The sequence below is a fragment of the Cellulosimicrobium sp. I38E genome (assembly GCF_001647255.1).
Lineage (GTDB): Bacteria > Actinomycetota > Actinomycetes > Actinomycetales > Cellulomonadaceae > Cellulosimicrobium > Cellulosimicrobium cellulans_E.
Genome location: NZ_LUAZ01000083.1, coordinates 87,184 through 102,054 on the forward strand (window position 1 = coordinate 87,184; position 14,871 = coordinate 102,054).

General features: G+C 74.5%; 13 protein-coding genes and 2 tRNA genes. 5 read left to right on the forward strand and 10 right to left on the reverse strand.

Annotation, left to right across the window (positions count from 1 at the left end; all coding sequences use genetic code 11):
• Positions 1–77: 77 nt before the first annotated feature.
• Positions 78–1,265, reverse strand: coding sequence for a YeiH family protein (locus A0J59_RS19960; protein WP_082919213.1), 1,188 nt, complete (start codon positions 1,263–1,265; stop codon positions 78–80).
• A gap of 70 nt (positions 1,266–1,335) precedes the next feature.
• Between A0J59_RS19960 and A0J59_RS19965 the strand changes: the two genes are divergently transcribed.
• Positions 1,336–2,262 carry a LysR family transcriptional regulator gene (locus A0J59_RS19965; RefSeq protein ID WP_047232557.1) on the forward strand — a complete coding sequence of 309 codons (927 nt, stop codon included), beginning with the start codon at positions 1,336–1,338 and terminating at the stop codon, positions 2,260–2,262.
• Positions 2,263–2,279: 17 nt separating this feature from the next.
• On the opposite strand, the gene A0J59_RS19970 is transcribed toward A0J59_RS19965, so the two are convergent.
• Both A0J59_RS19970 and A0J59_RS19975 read right to left on the reverse strand, forming a co-directional pair.
• On the reverse strand, positions 2,280–2,918 hold the full coding sequence (locus A0J59_RS19970) for a hypothetical protein (RefSeq protein WP_047232558.1): 639 nt from the start codon (positions 2,916–2,918) through the stop codon (positions 2,280–2,282).
• A complete protein-coding gene (locus A0J59_RS19975) occupies positions 2,915–3,694 on the reverse strand; it encodes a class I SAM-dependent methyltransferase (protein ID WP_047232559.1) in 780 nt (259 codons plus the stop codon). Before A0J59_RS19975 ends, A0J59_RS19970 begins: the two co-directional genes overlap by 4 nt.
• Positions 3,695–3,895: 201 nt before the next feature.
• Between A0J59_RS19975 and A0J59_RS19980 the strand changes: the two genes are divergently transcribed.
• Positions 3,896–3,967 (forward strand) — tRNA-Gln (locus tag A0J59_RS19980).
• A 99-nt stretch (positions 3,968–4,066) separates the two neighbouring features.
• Positions 4,067–4,139, forward strand: a tRNA-Glu gene (locus tag A0J59_RS19985).
• A gap of 221 nt (positions 4,140–4,360) precedes the next feature.
• Here A0J59_RS19985 and A0J59_RS22160 read toward each other — a convergent pair.
• The 3 genes from A0J59_RS22160 to A0J59_RS19995 all read right to left on the reverse strand — a co-directional run bounded on the left by A0J59_RS22160 (position 4,361) and on the right by A0J59_RS19995 (position 6,457).
• Positions 4,361–5,344 carry a PH domain-containing protein gene (locus A0J59_RS22160; RefSeq protein WP_052877560.1) on the reverse strand — a complete coding sequence of 328 codons (984 nt, stop codon included), beginning with the start codon at positions 5,342–5,344 and terminating at the stop codon, positions 4,361–4,363.
• Positions 5,345–5,346: 2 nt separating this feature from the next.
• Positions 5,347–5,514 (reverse strand): hypothetical protein, encoded by a 168-nt coding sequence (locus A0J59_RS21905; RefSeq protein WP_168731655.1) that lies wholly within the window; start codon positions 5,512–5,514, stop codon positions 5,347–5,349.
• 223 nt (positions 5,515–5,737) lie between these two features.
• Positions 5,738–6,457, reverse strand: coding sequence for an IclR family transcriptional regulator (locus tag A0J59_RS19995; protein ID WP_024840729.1), 720 nt, complete (start codon positions 6,455–6,457; stop codon positions 5,738–5,740).
• Positions 6,458–6,618: 161 nt separating this feature from the next.
• Between A0J59_RS19995 and leuC the strand changes: the two genes are divergently transcribed.
• Together leuC and leuD are read left to right on the forward strand one after the other, a co-directional pair.
• A complete protein-coding gene (leuC, locus tag A0J59_RS20000) occupies positions 6,619–8,100 on the forward strand; it encodes a 3-isopropylmalate dehydratase large subunit (protein ID WP_064317254.1) in 1,482 nt (493 codons plus the stop codon).
• A 57-nt stretch (positions 8,101–8,157) separates the two neighbouring features.
• Complete coding sequence (gene leuD, locus A0J59_RS20005; RefSeq protein WP_047232560.1) at positions 8,158–8,796, forward strand: 3-isopropylmalate dehydratase small subunit; 639 nt, start codon at positions 8,158–8,160, stop codon at positions 8,794–8,796.
• Between the two features lie 73 nt (positions 8,797–8,869).
• Here the strand turns inward: leuD and A0J59_RS20010 are convergent, their stop codons facing one another.
• From A0J59_RS20010 to A0J59_RS20025, 4 genes are all read right to left on the reverse strand, one after another.
• On the reverse strand, positions 8,870–9,781 hold the full coding sequence (locus tag A0J59_RS20010) for an LLM class flavin-dependent oxidoreductase (protein WP_255365380.1): 912 nt from the start codon (positions 9,779–9,781) through the stop codon (positions 8,870–8,872).
• Positions 9,782–9,875: 94 nt separating this feature from the next.
• Positions 9,876–11,183 carry a hemolysin family protein gene (locus A0J59_RS20015; RefSeq protein WP_064317237.1) on the reverse strand — a complete coding sequence of 436 codons (1,308 nt, stop codon included), beginning with the start codon at positions 11,181–11,183 and terminating at the stop codon, positions 9,876–9,878.
• Between the two features lie 36 nt (positions 11,184–11,219).
• Positions 11,220–12,221, reverse strand: a complete 1,002-nt coding sequence (locus A0J59_RS20020; protein WP_053371562.1) for a DUF808 domain-containing protein — start codon at positions 12,219–12,221, stop codon at positions 11,220–11,222.
• 107 nt (positions 12,222–12,328) lie between these two features.
• Positions 12,329–14,845 (reverse strand): leucine--tRNA ligase, encoded by a 2,517-nt coding sequence (locus A0J59_RS20025; protein WP_064317238.1) that lies wholly within the window; start codon positions 14,843–14,845, stop codon positions 12,329–12,331.
• Positions 14,846–14,871 lie beyond the last annotated feature (26 nt).

The window sequence follows — 14,871 nt, forward strand, 5'->3', positions numbered from 1 at the left end:
GGTCCGCCGAGGTAGAGGTGTGGTCATGACCAGGCCTCTACCTCGGCTGACCGGGCCTCTGTCTCGGCGGAGACGGGTCAGGTGAGGAGCAGCACCCCGACGAGCGCCGTCGTCGTGACGAGGAGCGCCGACAGCCCGCCGAGGACGAGCGCGCGCCGCCCCGTGCGCAGCAGGTACGGGACGTCCACGCCCAGCCCGAGGGCGAACATCGCGGCCACGAACGCGACCGTCGTCGCGGTCGCGAGCGCGGCGAGCAGAGGCGCCGGCACGACGCCCAGGCTGCGCAGCGCCACCGCCGCCACGAACCCGACGACGAACCACGGCACCGGCGCGACCCGCGGCGTGGCGGTGTCCGCCGTCGGGTTCGTGGCCGTGCCGGCGGCGCCGAGGCGGTCCGCACCGGCGGAGCCGACCCGGGCGAGGGCGGCGCGCCGCGCGCCGCGGGCGACGACGACGCCTGCCACGGCGACGAGCGGGGCGAGGAGGGCGACGCGCGCGAGCTTGGCGACGGTGGCTGTCGCCAGGGCGGGGTCGGAGATGGTCCCGGCGGCCGTGACGACCTGCGCGACCTCCTGCACGCTCGCACCGATCCACAGCCCGGCCTGCTCGTCGCCGAGGCCGACCGGCGCGGCGAGCCACGGCAGCGCGACGATCGCGAGCGTGCCGTAGACGGTCACGAGCGCGAGCGACGCGGCCACGCCGTCGTCGTCCTCGCGGACCTGCCCGGGGGTGCGCCCGGGACCGACGACGACGCCCTGCATGGCCGAGATCGCTGCGGCCCCGCACACCGAGAACCCGGTCGCGACGAGCAGCGTCGTGATGCGCGGCACCCCGAGCACGCGACCGAGCGCGAGCGTGCCGGTGAAGGTGACGAGGAGGGTGGTCGCGACGACGACGAGCCCGCGCCAGCCCAGCGCGAGGACCTCGGGGACCGAGAGCTGGAACCCGAGCAGCACGACGCCCGTGCGCAGGACGACGCGGGACGTCCACGCGACCCCGGGTCGGGTCGCCGCGACCGCGACCGTCCCGCGCCGGGTCCTGCCCGCCCGGCCCAGCACCGGCGCGACGAGCGCGCCGAGCACGAGGGCGACGACGAGCGGGGACACCGTCGGGACGAGCCGCGCCCCGAGCAGCACGACGACCGTCGACGCGCCGACCAGCCCGAGGCCGGGCAGCAGCGCCAGGGAGCCCGCGCTGCGGCGGGTCGTGCTCGCCGCCGCGACGGGTCGTGGGGCGCGGGTCGTGGGAGGTGCGGAAGGGGCCATGCTCACGAGCCTGCTGCGCGCGGCGACGCCGCGGAAGCCCGAGCTGCCTCGAAACCCATAGAGTGGGCCTATGGCCCAGACCTCTCGCGACCGGACCTCGCTCTCCGCGCTCGAGCTGCTCGTCGCGACCGACTCGCACGGCTCGATCAGCGCCGCGGCCCGGGCGCTCGGGGTCGCGCAGCCGACGGCGTCGGCGGGCCTGCGGGCGCTGGAGCGCCGCCTCGGGCTGGAGCTCCTCGAGCGCACGACGCGCGGCTCCCGCCTCACGGAGACGGGGCGCGCCACGGCGGCGTGGGCACGCGAGGTGATCGAGGCGTCGGACCGTTTCGAGACGTCCGTCGCCGCGCTCCGCGACGCTCCCGCGGCCCGGGTGCGCGTCGCGGCGAGCCTCACGGTCGCCGAGTACCTCGCGCCACGCTGGCTCGCGCGCCTGGCGCTCGAGGGGTCCGGCCCGGGCGGGGGAGCGCCGGACGTCGAGCTCGTCGTCCGCAACTCGCGCGAGGTGACCGACCTCGTCCTCGACGCCGCCGTGGAGCTGGGCTTCGTCGAGAGCGCGACGTTGCGCCGCGGGCTGCGCAGCCGCACCGTCGCGCACGACCGGCTCGTCGTGGTCGTGGGGCCGGCGCACCGGTGGGCACGGCGGAGCGCGCTGCGGGTCGACGAGCTGCTCGCGGGCGGGCTGGTCGTGCGCGAGCGCGGCTCCGGGACGCGCGAGACCCTCGAGCGCGGCCTCGCGGCGGTCGGCGAGCGCCTGCCCGACCACCTGCCCTACCTCGGGTCGACGGCGGCCCTCAAGACCGCCGTGCAGCACGGCGGTGCCGTCGCGGTCCTGTCGAGCCTCGCCGTCGCCGACGACGTCGCGCGCGGCTCCCTGGTCCGGGTCGCCGTCCCGGGGCTCGAGCTCGACCGACGCCTGCGCATGGTGTGGAAGGACGGCGCCGCGCTCTCCTCGGGCGCACGTCGGATCGCGGCCGCGGCGGCCGCCTCGTCGGGCTGACGGCCCCCCAGGGGGCCTCAGCGCACCGACGCGTCCCAGCGCCAGCGCGTGCGCTGCCGTCGGCCGGGCAGCTCGCCGCGCCCGGTCGCCCAGAGGAGCAGGAGGTCCGGGTCGTCGTCCGGTCCGGGCTCGACGTCCGGGAAGAGCCGGGCGAGCGCCCGCCGCGCGAGGCCCGCGGGGAACGGCACGGGCTCGTCCGCGAGCCCGAGCAGGACGTCGTGGCCGTGCACGAGGACCTCGACGACGCCCATCGCCGCGAAGCCGGCGGCGTCGGAGGTCCCGTAGGGGTGGTAGGCGCGTGCGTCTCCCGGCCGGGTCTCGGCGAGGGTCGCGAGCAGCTCGCCGCTGCCGAGCAGCGCCTCGCACAGGCCCGCCGTCCCCGCGGCGCGGTCGACGTGCGCGATCTCGTCCTCCCCCCGCGGCCCGACGAGCGGGACGTACGCCAGGCGGGGGAGCGCGGCGAGCTGCAGGGCGTAGGCGAGCAGGTCGTCCACGACGTGCTCCGCCGTCGTCCAGCACGACCACCGGACGGGGCCGGCCTGCGCGTCGAACGCGACGACCGGGTGCCGCACCAGGTGGTCCGCGAGCCAGCGGGTCGCCGTCCGGACGTCGGCGCCGGTGACGGCGTCGGGGGAGCGGTCGGTGCGGGCGCTCACGCGTCGTCCGACGCCGTCGTGAGCACGTCGGCCCGCCAGCACTCGGCGAGGTACGGCAGGTCCACCTCGGTGCGCCCCGCGAGCGCCGAGTGTGTCGCGACGAGGTCGTCGATCTCGCGGAGCAACTCCTCCCGGCGTGCGTCGGGAAGTGTCAGGAGGTAGCTGCGCGACGCGGCGAGCGGGCGGAGCGACGACGTCGGGACGCGGTCGGCCCAGGGCACCGTGCGGTGCTCGGGCGGGGTGAAGAGCTGCTCGGCGAGCACGGGCTCGCGGTAGCTGTGCTCGAGGGTGTCGCCCCGGTGGATGACCTCCGTGAACCGGCCGACCCAGTCGACCGCGTTGTCCCGGACGTTCCACACGATGCCGAGCCGTCCGCCGGGGCGCAGCACGCGCGCGATCTCCGGCTGGGCGGCGGGCGAGAACCAGTGCCACGCCTGGGCGACGAGCACGGCGTCGACGCTCGCGTCGGGGAGCGGGATCGCCTCGGCCGAGCCGGGCAGGGCCTGCGCGCCCGGGACGGACTCCGCGAGGCGCGCGCGCATCGCGTCCGAGGGCTCGACGGCGACGACGTCCAGCCCGCGAGCGACGAGCCGCTCGGTGAGCTTGCCCGTGCCCGCGGCGAGGTCGAGGACGCGGCGCGCGCCGTCGGGCAGGAGCCAGTCGACCGCCGCGTCCGGGTACGAGGGGCGCGTGGATGCGTACTGGGCGGCGCCCTGCTCGAACGACGCGGCGCGGTCGGCGCGCGAGCCGGGGTCGGGGGAGTCTCCTGAGCTCATGCCTCGACGGTGCCAGACGGCGGCGGGGCGCGTCGACCCGGAGGCGCACCTCCGCGCGCCCGACCCGGCAGTTCGGGCCGCATTTGGTCCGCGTCGTCCTGTCCGGTAATGTTCTCGGCCGGTGGGACCTCCACGGGAGGGAGCCAGGGGACGAGTCTCGACTCGTCGCGACGGCTCCCCGACAGTGGCTGGTTACCCCCTTGGGGTATGGTGTAATTGGCAGCACGAGTGATTCTGGTTCACTTAGTCTAGGTTCGAGTCCTGGTACCCCAGCGAAGAGTTCCGGCTCAGATCGAGTGGTCAAACCCGCTCGAAACATGAGGTAGAGTTCTCGACGGAGAAACGGACCGGAAACGGTCCGAAGATCCACAGGCCCCCATCGTCTAGCGGCCTAGGACGTCGCCCTCTCACGGCGGTAACACGGGTTCAAATCCCGTTGGGGGTACAGAGAAGGGCCCGGTCACCATCACGGTGACCGGGCCTTTGTCATGTGCGCAGAGGCTTCAGCTCATGTGCGCAGGGGCTTCAGCGGCGCGCGACGCGACGTGTCGTGGTGCGGGTGCGCCCCGGTGTGGCGAAGGTCGCGGCCCCGCGGTGTGGAGGGTCGATCCCCGTGCTGGCACGACGGACGCGTCAGTCCGCGTTCGTGAGCTCGTCGAGGTGCCGTCAGGGCGCTCCGTCGCGACCCGGGCCGGGCTCGTAGGGCTTCGGGATCGGCGTCGAAGTGGGGCGCGGGTGGATGACCGGCACGTAGGTCGCCCGGTGCTCCCCGGAGATGGCCCAGCCGGGCTCGTCGTCGTGAGGCTCCGCGGGGTGCTCGCCGCCGAGCCGCCTCTCCCTGCGTCCCGCGGCGCCCTGTGCCGCCTCCGGCGGTCCCGCGACCGGGATGGGCTGCGTCGGCCCGCTCGACTCGCCGGCCGCGCGCCCGGGGACCACGACGACCCGCTGGTCGGCGGGGGGCGGTGCGGGGACGGGCGGCAGGGTCTCGGCCGGGCTGCGGCCGTCCCACGCGGGCGCGGGCTCGACCGGTGCCGGCTCGGCCGGCTGGGGAGGGCGCGGGCCTGGCGGCGGGATCGTCGCGGGGGCGGCGCCCTGGGGGCCGCCCTGGACCTGGCCGGCGCCGCTCGACGGTGCCGTGCCGGGGCGGCTGCCCGGCGTGAAGAGCGTGTCGCACAGGAGCCGGTACGTCGCGTCGGGGTGGGAGACCCAGTCGATCTGGCGCAGCGCCTGGTCCTGCCCGGCGGACTCCAGGAGGAACTGCCCGTAGCCGAACACGCGCCCGACGGGCGACCGCCCGTAGTTCATGTCCGTGACCTTGGTGAGCGGCATCATCGCGACCTTGTGCGTGATGAGCCCGTACAGCAGGAGCAGGCGCTTGTCGGTGGCGACGAACCACTCGTTACGCCACTCGAAGACCTTCCAGACCAGGCGCCCGGCGAGGATCAGCCACAGCCACCAGAGGAAGAGCACGCCGTCCCCGACGGCGGGGCCGGCCTGCACGACGAGCCAGGCGACGACGAACGCCCCCGCGACGGCGGTCACGACGGGCTCGAGCAGCATCCCCCAGTGGTGGCGCGTGGCCACCACGACCCGCTCGCCGCTCAGCACGTAGCGGTCGAGGATCTTGCTGCGGGGACGGCCGCGGGCCACGGTCAGTCCAGGAGCGAGTTGAAGAACTGCCCGATGGAGCTGAAGGCGCCGACGATGACGTCCCAGATGCCCTCGACGATGTCGGCGGCGCGGTCGGGGCTCCTGATGACGGCATAGACGGCGAAGATCACCAGGACCCAGATCAGGGTCATCTTCACCTTCGGATGCATCGGGACTCCTCGTGTCGCGGGATCGGACGGTCAGGTGCGCCCCCTGCCGCCACCGGGCCGTCCGGCGCCGGGGCACGCACAGCATGGCAGCAGCCGGTGACATTTTGACAGGGCACGTCCCGTTTGCGGCCCGCGGCACGCCGAACCTGACGTGCCGAACCCGGGGCTGTCGCCGGGCTCGGCGGCCGAGCCCCGCCACATCCCCGGGTTCGGCGCGTCCCTGCTACTCGCCGGCGCGGCGCAGCACCTCGGTGAGACGGTTGGCGGCGGCCACGACCGACCCGGAGTGCAGGCGGCCGGGCTGTCGGCTCAGGCGCTCGACCGGGCCGGAGATGGAGACCGCGGCGACGACGCGGCCGGACGGCCCACGGACGGGCGCGGAGACCGACGCGACCCCGAGCTCGCGCTCGGAGACGGACTGGGCCCACCCGCGGCGTCGGACGCCGGAGAGGATCGTGGCCGTGAAGACCGCCTCGCGCAGTCCGCGGTGGAGGCGGTCGGGCTCCTCCCACGCGAGCAGGATCTGCGCCGCGGAGCCCGCGTTCATGGTGAGCGTCGCGCCGACCGGGATCGAGTCGCGCAGGCCCACCGGGCGCTCGGCGGCCGCGACGCAGATGCGGTGGTCGCCCTGGCGGCGGTAGAGCTGGGCGCTCTCGCCCGTGTGGTCGCGCAGCGCGGTGAGCACGGGGTTCGCGGCGGCGAGCAGGCGGTCCTCGCCGGCGGCCGTCGCGAGCTCGTTGAGCCGCGGGCCGAGGACGAAACGACCCTGCATGTCGCGGGCGACCATGCGGTGGTGCTCGAGCGCGACCGCGAGGCGGTGCGCCGTCGGGCGGGCCAGGCCGGTGGCCGTGACGAGCTGGGCGAGGGTGGCCGGTCCGGACTCCAGGGCGCCCAGGACGGAGGCCGCCTTGTCCAGCACTCCGACTCCGCTAGTATTGTCCATAGGTCGATATTGACGTCTCACGCACTGAGATGCAAGTCCGGCACGGATGTTCCACCCGCTGGACGTTCTCCCCGGCAGGCTGCCGGACGGCGGACGATCGACCCAGGCGGTTCTCCATACCCCCCAGGAGCACCGTGACAGACGACGAGGAGATGAGCTACATGGCCGGCACGCTGGCGGAGAAGGTCTGGGACGCGCACCTGGTGCGACGAGGCACCGACGGGTCGCCCGACCTCCTCTACATCGACCTCCACCTCGTGCACGAGGTCACCAGCCCTCAGGCGTTCGAGGGTCTGCGCCTCGCGGGCCGCCCGGTGCGCCGTCCCGACCTCACGATCGCGACCGAGGACCACAACACCCCGACGCTGGACATCGACCTGCCGATCGCGGACCTCACGAGCCGCACGCAGATCGACACGCTGCGCAACAACGCGCGTGAGTTCGGCGTCCGCATCCACTCGCTCGGCGACGCCGACCAGGGCATCGTGCACCAGGTGGGGCCGCAGCTCGGCCTCACCATGCCGGGCCTGACGGTCGTCTGCGGCGACTCGCACACCTCGACGCACGGCGCGTTCGGTGCGCTCGCGTTCGGCATCGGCACGTCCGAGGTCGAGCACGTCCTCGCCACGCAGACGCTGCCGCTCGCGCCGTTCAAGACCATGGCGATCAACGTCGACGGCGAGCTGCCCCCGGGCGCGACGAGCAAGGACATCATCCTCGCGATCATCGCCAAGATCGGCACCGGCGGCGGTCAGGGCTACGTCCTGGAGTACCGCGGCGAGGCCATCCGCAAGCTCTCGATGGAGGCGCGGATGACGATCTGCAACATGTCGATCGAGGCGGGCGCCCGCGCCGGCATGATCGCCCCGGACGACACCACGTTCGAGTACCTCAAGGGCCGCCCGCACGCGCCCGAGGGCGCGGACTGGGACGCGGCCGTCGAGTACTGGCGCACGCTGCGCTCCGACGACGACGCCGTCTTCGACACCGAGGTCACGCTCCGCGCGTCCGACCTCGAGCCCTTCGTCACCTGGGGCACCAACCCGGGCCAGGGCCTGCCGATCTCCGCGACCGTGCCCGTCCCCGAGGAGATCGCGGACGAGAACGAGCGCGTCGCCGCCGAGCGCGCGATCGAGTACATGGGCCTCACGCCCGGCCAGCCGCTGCGCGAGGTGTCCGTGGACACCGTGTTCATCGGGTCGTGCACCAACGGCCGCATCGAGGACCTGCGCTCCGTCGCCAAGGTCGTGCAGGGCAAGCAGAAGGCCGACGGCGTGCGCGTCCTCGTGGTCCCGGCCTCCGCGCGCGTGCGTCTCCAGGCCGAGGCCGAGGGCCTCGACAAGATCTTCCTCGACTTCGGCGCCGAGTGGCGCAACGCGGGCTGCTCGATGTGTCTCGGCATGAACCCCGACCAGCTCCAGCCGGGGGAGCGCGCCGCGTCGACGTCGAACCGCAACTTCGAGGGCCGCCAGGGCAAGGGCGGGCGCACGCACCTCGTGTCGCCGCTCGTCGCCGCGGCCACCGCGCTGCGCGGGACGCTCTCCTCGCTGAGCGACCTCGACCTGCCCGAGGGCACCGACATCATGTCCTTCGACGGCACGCCGCTCGCGCCGCTCGACCCGCGCGTCCTCGTGCAGGTCTGAGCCACCCGCGCCGCGCTGCCCCACTCGTCGCCCCGAAGACTCGAAGAGGTTCCTGCCATGGAGAAGTTCACGACCCACACCGGCGTCGGCGTCCCGCTGCGCCGCAGCAACGTCGACACCGACCAGATCATCCCCGCCGTCTACCTCAAGCGCGTCACGCGCACGGGGTTCGAGGACGCGCTGTTCGCCGCCTGGCGCGGTGACCCCACGTTCGTCCTCAACCAGGACGCCTACCGCGCGGGCTCCGTCCTCGTCGCCGGGCCCGACTTCGGCACCGGCTCGTCGCGCGAGCACGCCGTGTGGGCGCTCAAGGACTACGGCTTCCGCGTCGTCCTGGCGTCGCGCTTCGCCGACATCTTCCGCGGCAACTCCGGCAAGCAGGGCCTCGTCGCCGGGATCGTCGCACAGGAGGACATCGAGCTCCTCTGGAAGATCCTCGAGACCAACCCGGGCACCGAGGTGACCGTGGACCTGGTCGCCCGCACCGCGTCCGCGCAGGACGTCACGGTGCCGTTCCAGATCGACGACTACACGCGCTGGCGCCTCATGGAGGGCCTGGACGACATCGGCCTGACCCTCCAGCACGAGGACGAGATCTCCGCGTTCGAGGCGACGCGCGCGTCGTGGCGCCCCAGGACGCTGCCGGCGAAGACGCTGCCCAAGGTCGAGATCGAGGCGGCGCGCCCCGTCGGCTGACGGATCGCGCCGCCGGGAGGCGGGCGCGCGGAGACGACGACACGTCGGTTCCGCGCGCCCGCCTCTCGCCGTCTCAGGGGCGCGGCGGGCCGGCGTCGATCGCGGCGAGGAGCGACTCCGGGGTCGCGGTGTCGGGGTTCCAGCGGGACTCGACCCACCAGGTCGCTCCGGCGGCGGCGAGGCCGGCGAGCTGGTCCGCCGCCGCGGCCCGGTCGGCCGGGAGCTCGCCCTGGACGACGACGTCGAACGGCCGGCCCGCGTCGAGGCCCAGCTCCGCGCGGCGCGCGGTGAGCCACGCGACCAGGGCGGAGACGTCGTCGGGCGTGGGCACGTCGAAGCCGCGCTCGCCACGGAGCTGGAGCACGATCCCGTCGGCGCGCAGCGCGCGGTCGAGGGAGCGCAGCGGCGGTCGCTCGGCGTCCCAGACGCCCACCGGCCACACCGGCACGTGGTGCCCGACGACCGGGCGCTCCACGGGCCGCGGGAGGAAGAGCATCTCGCCCGCGTGCACGTGCGTGCCGTCGAAGGCGAACTTCTCCCCGGACCAGGCACGGTCGAGGTAGGCGATCGCGTCGTCGAGGAGCTCCGCACGCTCGCGCAGGGACTGGAGCTGGCCCGGGACGGCGGAGAAGCCGCCGTCGTCGAGCACGCCCACGCCGACGGGCAGGACCAGGCGCCCGCCGGACAGGTGGTCGACGGTCAGCGCCTGCCGCACGACCTCCCACGGCCGGCGGCGGGGGAGGGCGAAGACCATCGCCCCGAGCGCGATGCGCTCCGTCCGGACCGCCGCCGCGGCGAGCACCGCCCACGGGTCGAACGTGTCGACCGGCATCGACAGCAGGCTCAGCCCGTCCCACGAGAAGAACCCGTCCCAGCCGGACTCCTCCGCCCCGACCGCCATGTCCAGCACCTGTGCCGCGGAGCCGAAGCTCCCGACCACCCCGACCTTGATCCCGGACCCTGTCTCCGTCGTCGCTGCGCTCATCCGGCAGACGCTACGCCCCGCCACCCACACCGTTGAGTGCATGAAATCGTCGCGTTCCGGTACCTCGCGCGCGACTGTTTCATGCACTCAGCGGTCAGGGGAGCGGGGTGACGTCGAGGCGGACGATGCGGCGGCGGGCGACGTCGGTCACGGTGAGGCGACGGTCGTCGACGTCGACGTGGTCGCCGGCCACCGCGAGCCGCCCGAGCTGCGCGACGACGTACCCGGCGACGGTCTCGTAGGGGCCGTCGGGCAGCTCGACGCCGGTGCGCCGGGCGAACTCCTCGATCGTCTGGCCGGCGTCGACGCTCGTCGCGGTGCCGTGCTCGCGCGCCGGTGACGGCTCGTCGGGGTCGTACTCGTCGCGGATGTCTCCCACGAGCTCCTCGACGAGGTCCTCGAGCGTGACGATCCCGTCGGTCCCGCCGTACTCGTCGACCACGACGGCGATGTGCACGCCCTCGCGGCGCATCTGCGACATCGCGGGCAGCACGGTGTTGGTCGCGGGCAGGGCGAGGATCGGGCGGACGACGTCGCGCACCGCGAGGGCGCGCCCCGTCGCCGGGTCGGTCGCCCGGTGGTCGGGGCAGTCGCGCCCGAGGAGGTCGCGCACGTGGAGGAAGCCCACGACGTCGTCGAAGTCGTCCCCGGTCACGGGGTAGCGCGAGTACGGGCCGGCCGCGACGGTCGCGGCGGCCTCGGCGAGCGACGTGTCGGCACGGAGGAACGCGACCTCGCCACGCGGCGTCATGGCCTCGGCGAGCGACCGGTCGCCCGCCTGGAACACGTCGTCGAGGATGCGGCGCTCGTCCTCGGGCAGCGACTCGTGCGCGAGCACGATCTCGCGCAGCTCCTCCTCGCTCATCTCCTCGCTGCGTGCGGACGGGTCGCCGCCGAGCAGCCGCACGACGCCGTCGGTCGAGCGCGAGAGCAGCCAGATGACCGGCCGCATGAGCGTCGCGAAGCGGTCGAGGGGCGGCGCGACGACGAGCGCGACCCCGGCCGAGCGCTGGAGCGCGATGCGCTTGGGCACGAGCTCGCCGAGCACGAGCGAGAGGTAGGCGATGACGAGTGTCAGCGCGACGAGCGCGACCGTGTCGGCGAGCGTCGCCGACAGCCCGAGGTCCTCGAGCGCGGGCGCGAGGTCGGGGGCGAGCGTCGAGGCGCCGTACGCCGCGGAGAAGAAGCCCGCGACGGTGACCCCGATCTGCACGGCGGCGAGGAACCGGTTGGGGTCGCGCGCGACTGCCGCGACCCGCGCGCCGCGCGCCGACTGCTTCTCGAGGCGCGAGACCTGGCTCTCGCGCAGGGACACGAGCGCGATCTCGGTACCCGCGAACACGCCGCCGACGAGGATGAAGAGCAGGACGAGGCCGATGTTGGCCCAGGTGCCGGAGTCCATGCCTCATCCAAGCAGGCCGCCCGGCCCGCCGCGGGATCAGCGGTCGGTGGGCTCCGGGTCGGTGCCCGTGGGCTCGGGGTCGGTCGTCGCCTCGGTGGTGGCCGGCTCGGCGTGCTTGCGGCGGGGGATGAAGTGCGCCACGAGGACCACGACGCCACCCACGAGGATGCCGACGACGGCCGAGCACGCCGTGTTGACGAGCCAGCCGAGGAACCCGCCGACGCCCGCGACGCCGGTGACCGCGTGCTCGAGGTGGTGCACGACGTCGTACGGGCCGTGCCAGCCGAGGTCGTAGGCGCCCTGGAGCAGGATGTGCCCGCCGACCCACAGCATCGCGATGATCCCGACGAACGAGATGACGGACATGACCTTGGGCATCGCGCCGACGAGCCCGCGCCCGAACGACTGGACCCACGGCGTCTCGCGCTTCGCGAGGTGCAGGCCGATGTCGTCCATCTTCACGATGAGCGCCACGACCCCGTACACGAGCACCGTGATGAGCACCGCGACGATCACGAGGATGACGAGGCGCGACCAGAAGCCCTCGGAGGCGACCTCGTTGAGCGCGATGACCATGATCTCCGCGCTGAGGATGAAGTCGGTCCGCACTGCGCTCGAGACCACCGAGTCCTCGTCGACGGCCTTCTTCTCGGCCTTCGTCTCCACCTCGGCGTGGTGCTTGCCCGAGACGAGCTCCCACACCTTCTCCGCGCCCTCGAACGCGAGGTACGTCCCGCCGAGCATGAGCAGAGGCGTGAGCAGGTCGGGAAGGAACTGGCTCAGCAGCAGGATCGCCGGGAGGATGAACAGCAGCTTGTTGCGCAGCGACCCGGTCGCGATCCGCTTGACGACGGGCAGCTCACGCTTGGCGGCCAGACCCTCGACGTAGCGGGGCGTGACGGCGGTGTCGTCGATGACGACGCCCGTCGCCTTGGCGCTCGCGCGCCCGGCGGCCGCGCCGACGTCGTCGATCGACGCCGCGGCGAGCTTGGCGAACGCCGCGATGTCGTCCAGGAGGGCAGCGAGTCCGAAGGCCATGGGGAGGTGCTCCGTGCGCCGGCCCGCGTCGCCGCGCACGGGCCCGCTGGTCGAGTGGACGCGGCGGCAGCATCGTAGCGACTTCACCTCCCGCTCGCGTCGGGGGGTCAGGACGCCGGGGCGCGGGTCACGACGTTCACCACGTGCGGCGCGCGCACGACGACGCGCACGACCTCGCGGCCCGCCGTCGCCCGCGCGACGCCGGTCGTCGCGAGCGCGAGGTTCTCCAGCGCACGCTCGTCGACGTCCGCGGGCACGCGCACCCGCGCGCGGACCTTCCCGTCGACCTGGACGGCCGCCTCGAGCTCGTCCGCGGCGAGCAGCCCCGGGTCGACGACGGGCCAGGACGCGTCGGCCACCGACGCTTCGCGACCGAGGCGGTGCCAGGCCTCCTCGGCCGTGTGCGGCGCGAACAGGCTCAGCAGCACCGCGACCGCCTCGACGGCCTCACGCACGGCGGCGGCGTGCGCCACGGCGTCCTCGCCCGCCGCAGGGCCGTCCTCGGACGCACGGCGCGCGGCGGTGACGAGCTCCATGACGCGCGCGACGACCACGTTGAACCGGCTCCGGTCGAGCAGGTCCTGCGCCTCGTGCACGGTCCGGTGCGTGGCACGGCGCAGCGCGTGCGCGCGCGACCCGGGCACGACGGCGTCCCGCGCCCCGGGGCCGGACTCGCCCGGCCCAGGGACCGGGCCGACACCGTCCGCGAGCCGCAGCACGCGCGCGCAGAACCGCCGCAGGGCGCCCGCGTCGACGTCGGCCCAGTCCACGTCGTCCTCGGGCGGCCCCGCGAACACCATGGCGAGGCGGACCGCGTCGGCGCCGTGCCGGTCGAGCTGCTCGCCCAGGTCGACGCCGTTGCCGAGCGACTTGCTCATGGCCCGCCCGCCGCTGCGCACCTGCCCCTGGTTGAGCAGCGTCGCGAACGGCTCGACGACGTCCACCCAGCCCTCGTCGTGCAGGAACTTCGTGACGAACCGGCTGTACAGCAGGTGCAGGATCGCGTGCTCGACGCCGCCCACGTACTGCGCCGCGGGCATCCACCGCCGCGCGTCCTCGGGACGGAACGGGACGTCGTCGGGCGTTCCGTCGCCCAGCGAGCAGTACCGCAGGAAGTACCAGGACGAGTCCACGAACGTGTCGAGCGTGTCCGGGTCGCGCTCGGCGGCCGCGCCGCAGCGCGGGCACGGCACGCGCCGCCACGCGTCGGCGGCGGGGGACGCGAGCGGCGAGCGGCCGCGGGGGAGCAGGTCGTCGCCGGCCAGGTCGGGCAGCCGCACGGGCAGCTCGTCGTCGGGGACGGGCACGACGCCGCAGCCCCGGCAGTGCACGACCGGCACCGGGGCGCCCCAGTAGCGCTGGCGCGAGACCAGCCAGTCGCGCAGCCGGTACGACGTCGCGCGCTCGCCCGCGCCGTCGACCTCCAGCCGCGTGATCGCCTCCTCCACGCCGGGCCAGGTCACGCCCGACCCGGCGGGCAGGCCGTGCGCTGCGGCGAAGCGTGCGTCGCGGTCGTCGTGCGCGGGCACGCCCATGACCGCGCCCGTCCCGTAGCCGGGCAGCACGTGGTCTGCCGCCCAGACGGGCAGCCGCTCACCCGTCGCCGGGTGCCGCACCCACGTGCCCACGAACGTCCCGGTGCTCGGGCGCTGCGCGTTCGTCCGCTCGATCTCCCCGGAGGCCAGCGCGGCCTCCCGGTGCCGGGCGAGGGCCTCCGCGTGCTCCGGCGCGCACAGCGCCGCCGCGAGCGACCCGTCCGGTGCGACGGCGACGAACGTCGCGCCGGGCAGGGTGTCGGGACGGGTCGTGAAGACCTCGACGTGGTCGGGCCGCGGGCCGGCCCCGGGCGAGGCGCTCGCGGTGGCGCGCGGGCCGCCGTCGGGCACGACCGCGAAGCGCACGCGCGCGCCCGTGCTGCGCCCGATCCAGTTCCGCTGCATCGTCAGGACGCGCGCGGGCCACGCGCCCTCGAGCGCGTCCATGTCGTCGAGCAGCCGGTCCGCGTAGGCGGTGACGCGCACGAACCACTGCGTGAGCTCGCGCTGGACGACGGCCGCCCCGCACCGCTCGCACCGCCCGCCCACGACCTGCTCGTTGGCGAGCACGGTCTGGTCCGCGGGGCACCAGTTCACGGGGGCCGTCGCGCGGTAGGCGAGGCCGCGCTCCAGCAGGCGCAGGAACAGCCACTGCGTCCAGCGGTAGTACTCCGGGCGGTGGGTCTCCAGGCGGCGCGACCAGTCGAACGACACCCCGTACCGGTGCGCCGTCGCGGCCTGCGTCGCGATGTTGGTCTCGGTGAAGACGGCGGGGTTCTCGCCGCGGCGGATCGCCGCGTTCTCGGCGGGCAGCCCGAACGAGTCCCAGCCGATCGGGTTGAGCACGTCGTACCCGCGCAGGCGCCAGTACCGCGCGACGACGTCCTCCAGGGCGAACACCTCGGCGTGACCCATGTGCAGGTCGCCCGACGGGTACGGGAACATCGTCAGCAGGTAGCGGCGGGGGCGCGCGCCGTCGTCGCGCGCGCGGAACGTGCCGTGCTCGGCCCAGTACCGCTGCCAGCGGTCCTCGATCTCACGGGTCGGCAGCGGGTGTGCGGCGGGGTGGGGTGGGTGTGCGGCGTCCACGGGGAGGCTCCTCGAGAAGGTGGGCT

Excerpts from the sequence above, each read along its gene's own strand:
- A0J59_RS20020 (WP_053371562.1), bottom strand. The coding sequence starts at position 12,221 with ATGGCCTTCGGACTCGCTGCCCTCCTGGACGACATCGCGGCGTTCGCC.
- leuD (WP_047232560.1), top strand. The coding sequence starts at position 8,158 with ATGGAGAAGTTCACGACCCACACCGGCGTCGGCGTCCCGCTGCGCCGC.
- A0J59_RS19995 (WP_024840729.1), bottom strand. The coding sequence starts at position 6,457 with ATGGACAATACTAGCGGAGTCGGAGTGCTGGACAAGGCGGCCTCCGTC.
- A0J59_RS19975 (WP_047232559.1), bottom strand. The coding sequence starts at position 3,694 with ATGAGCTCAGGAGACTCCCCCGACCCCGGCTCGCGCGCCGACCGCGCC.
- A0J59_RS20015 (WP_064317237.1), bottom strand. The coding sequence starts at position 11,183 with ATGGACTCCGGCACCTGGGCCAACATCGGCCTCGTCCTGCTCTTCATC.
- A0J59_RS19965 (WP_047232557.1), top strand. The coding sequence starts at position 1,336 with ATGGCCCAGACCTCTCGCGACCGGACCTCGCTCTCCGCGCTCGAGCTG.
- A0J59_RS21905 (WP_168731655.1), bottom strand. The coding sequence starts at position 5,514 with ATGCATCCGAAGGTGAAGATGACCCTGATCTGGGTCCTGGTGATCTTC.
- A0J59_RS20010 (WP_255365380.1), bottom strand. The coding sequence starts at position 9,781 with ATGAGCGCAGCGACGACGGAGACAGGGTCCGGGATCAAGGTCGGGGTG.
- A0J59_RS19960 (WP_082919213.1), bottom strand. The coding sequence starts at position 1,265 with ATGGCCCCTTCCGCACCTCCCACGACCCGCGCCCCACGACCCGTCGCG.
- leuC (WP_064317254.1), top strand. The coding sequence starts at position 6,619 with ATGGCCGGCACGCTGGCGGAGAAGGTCTGGGACGCGCACCTGGTGCGA.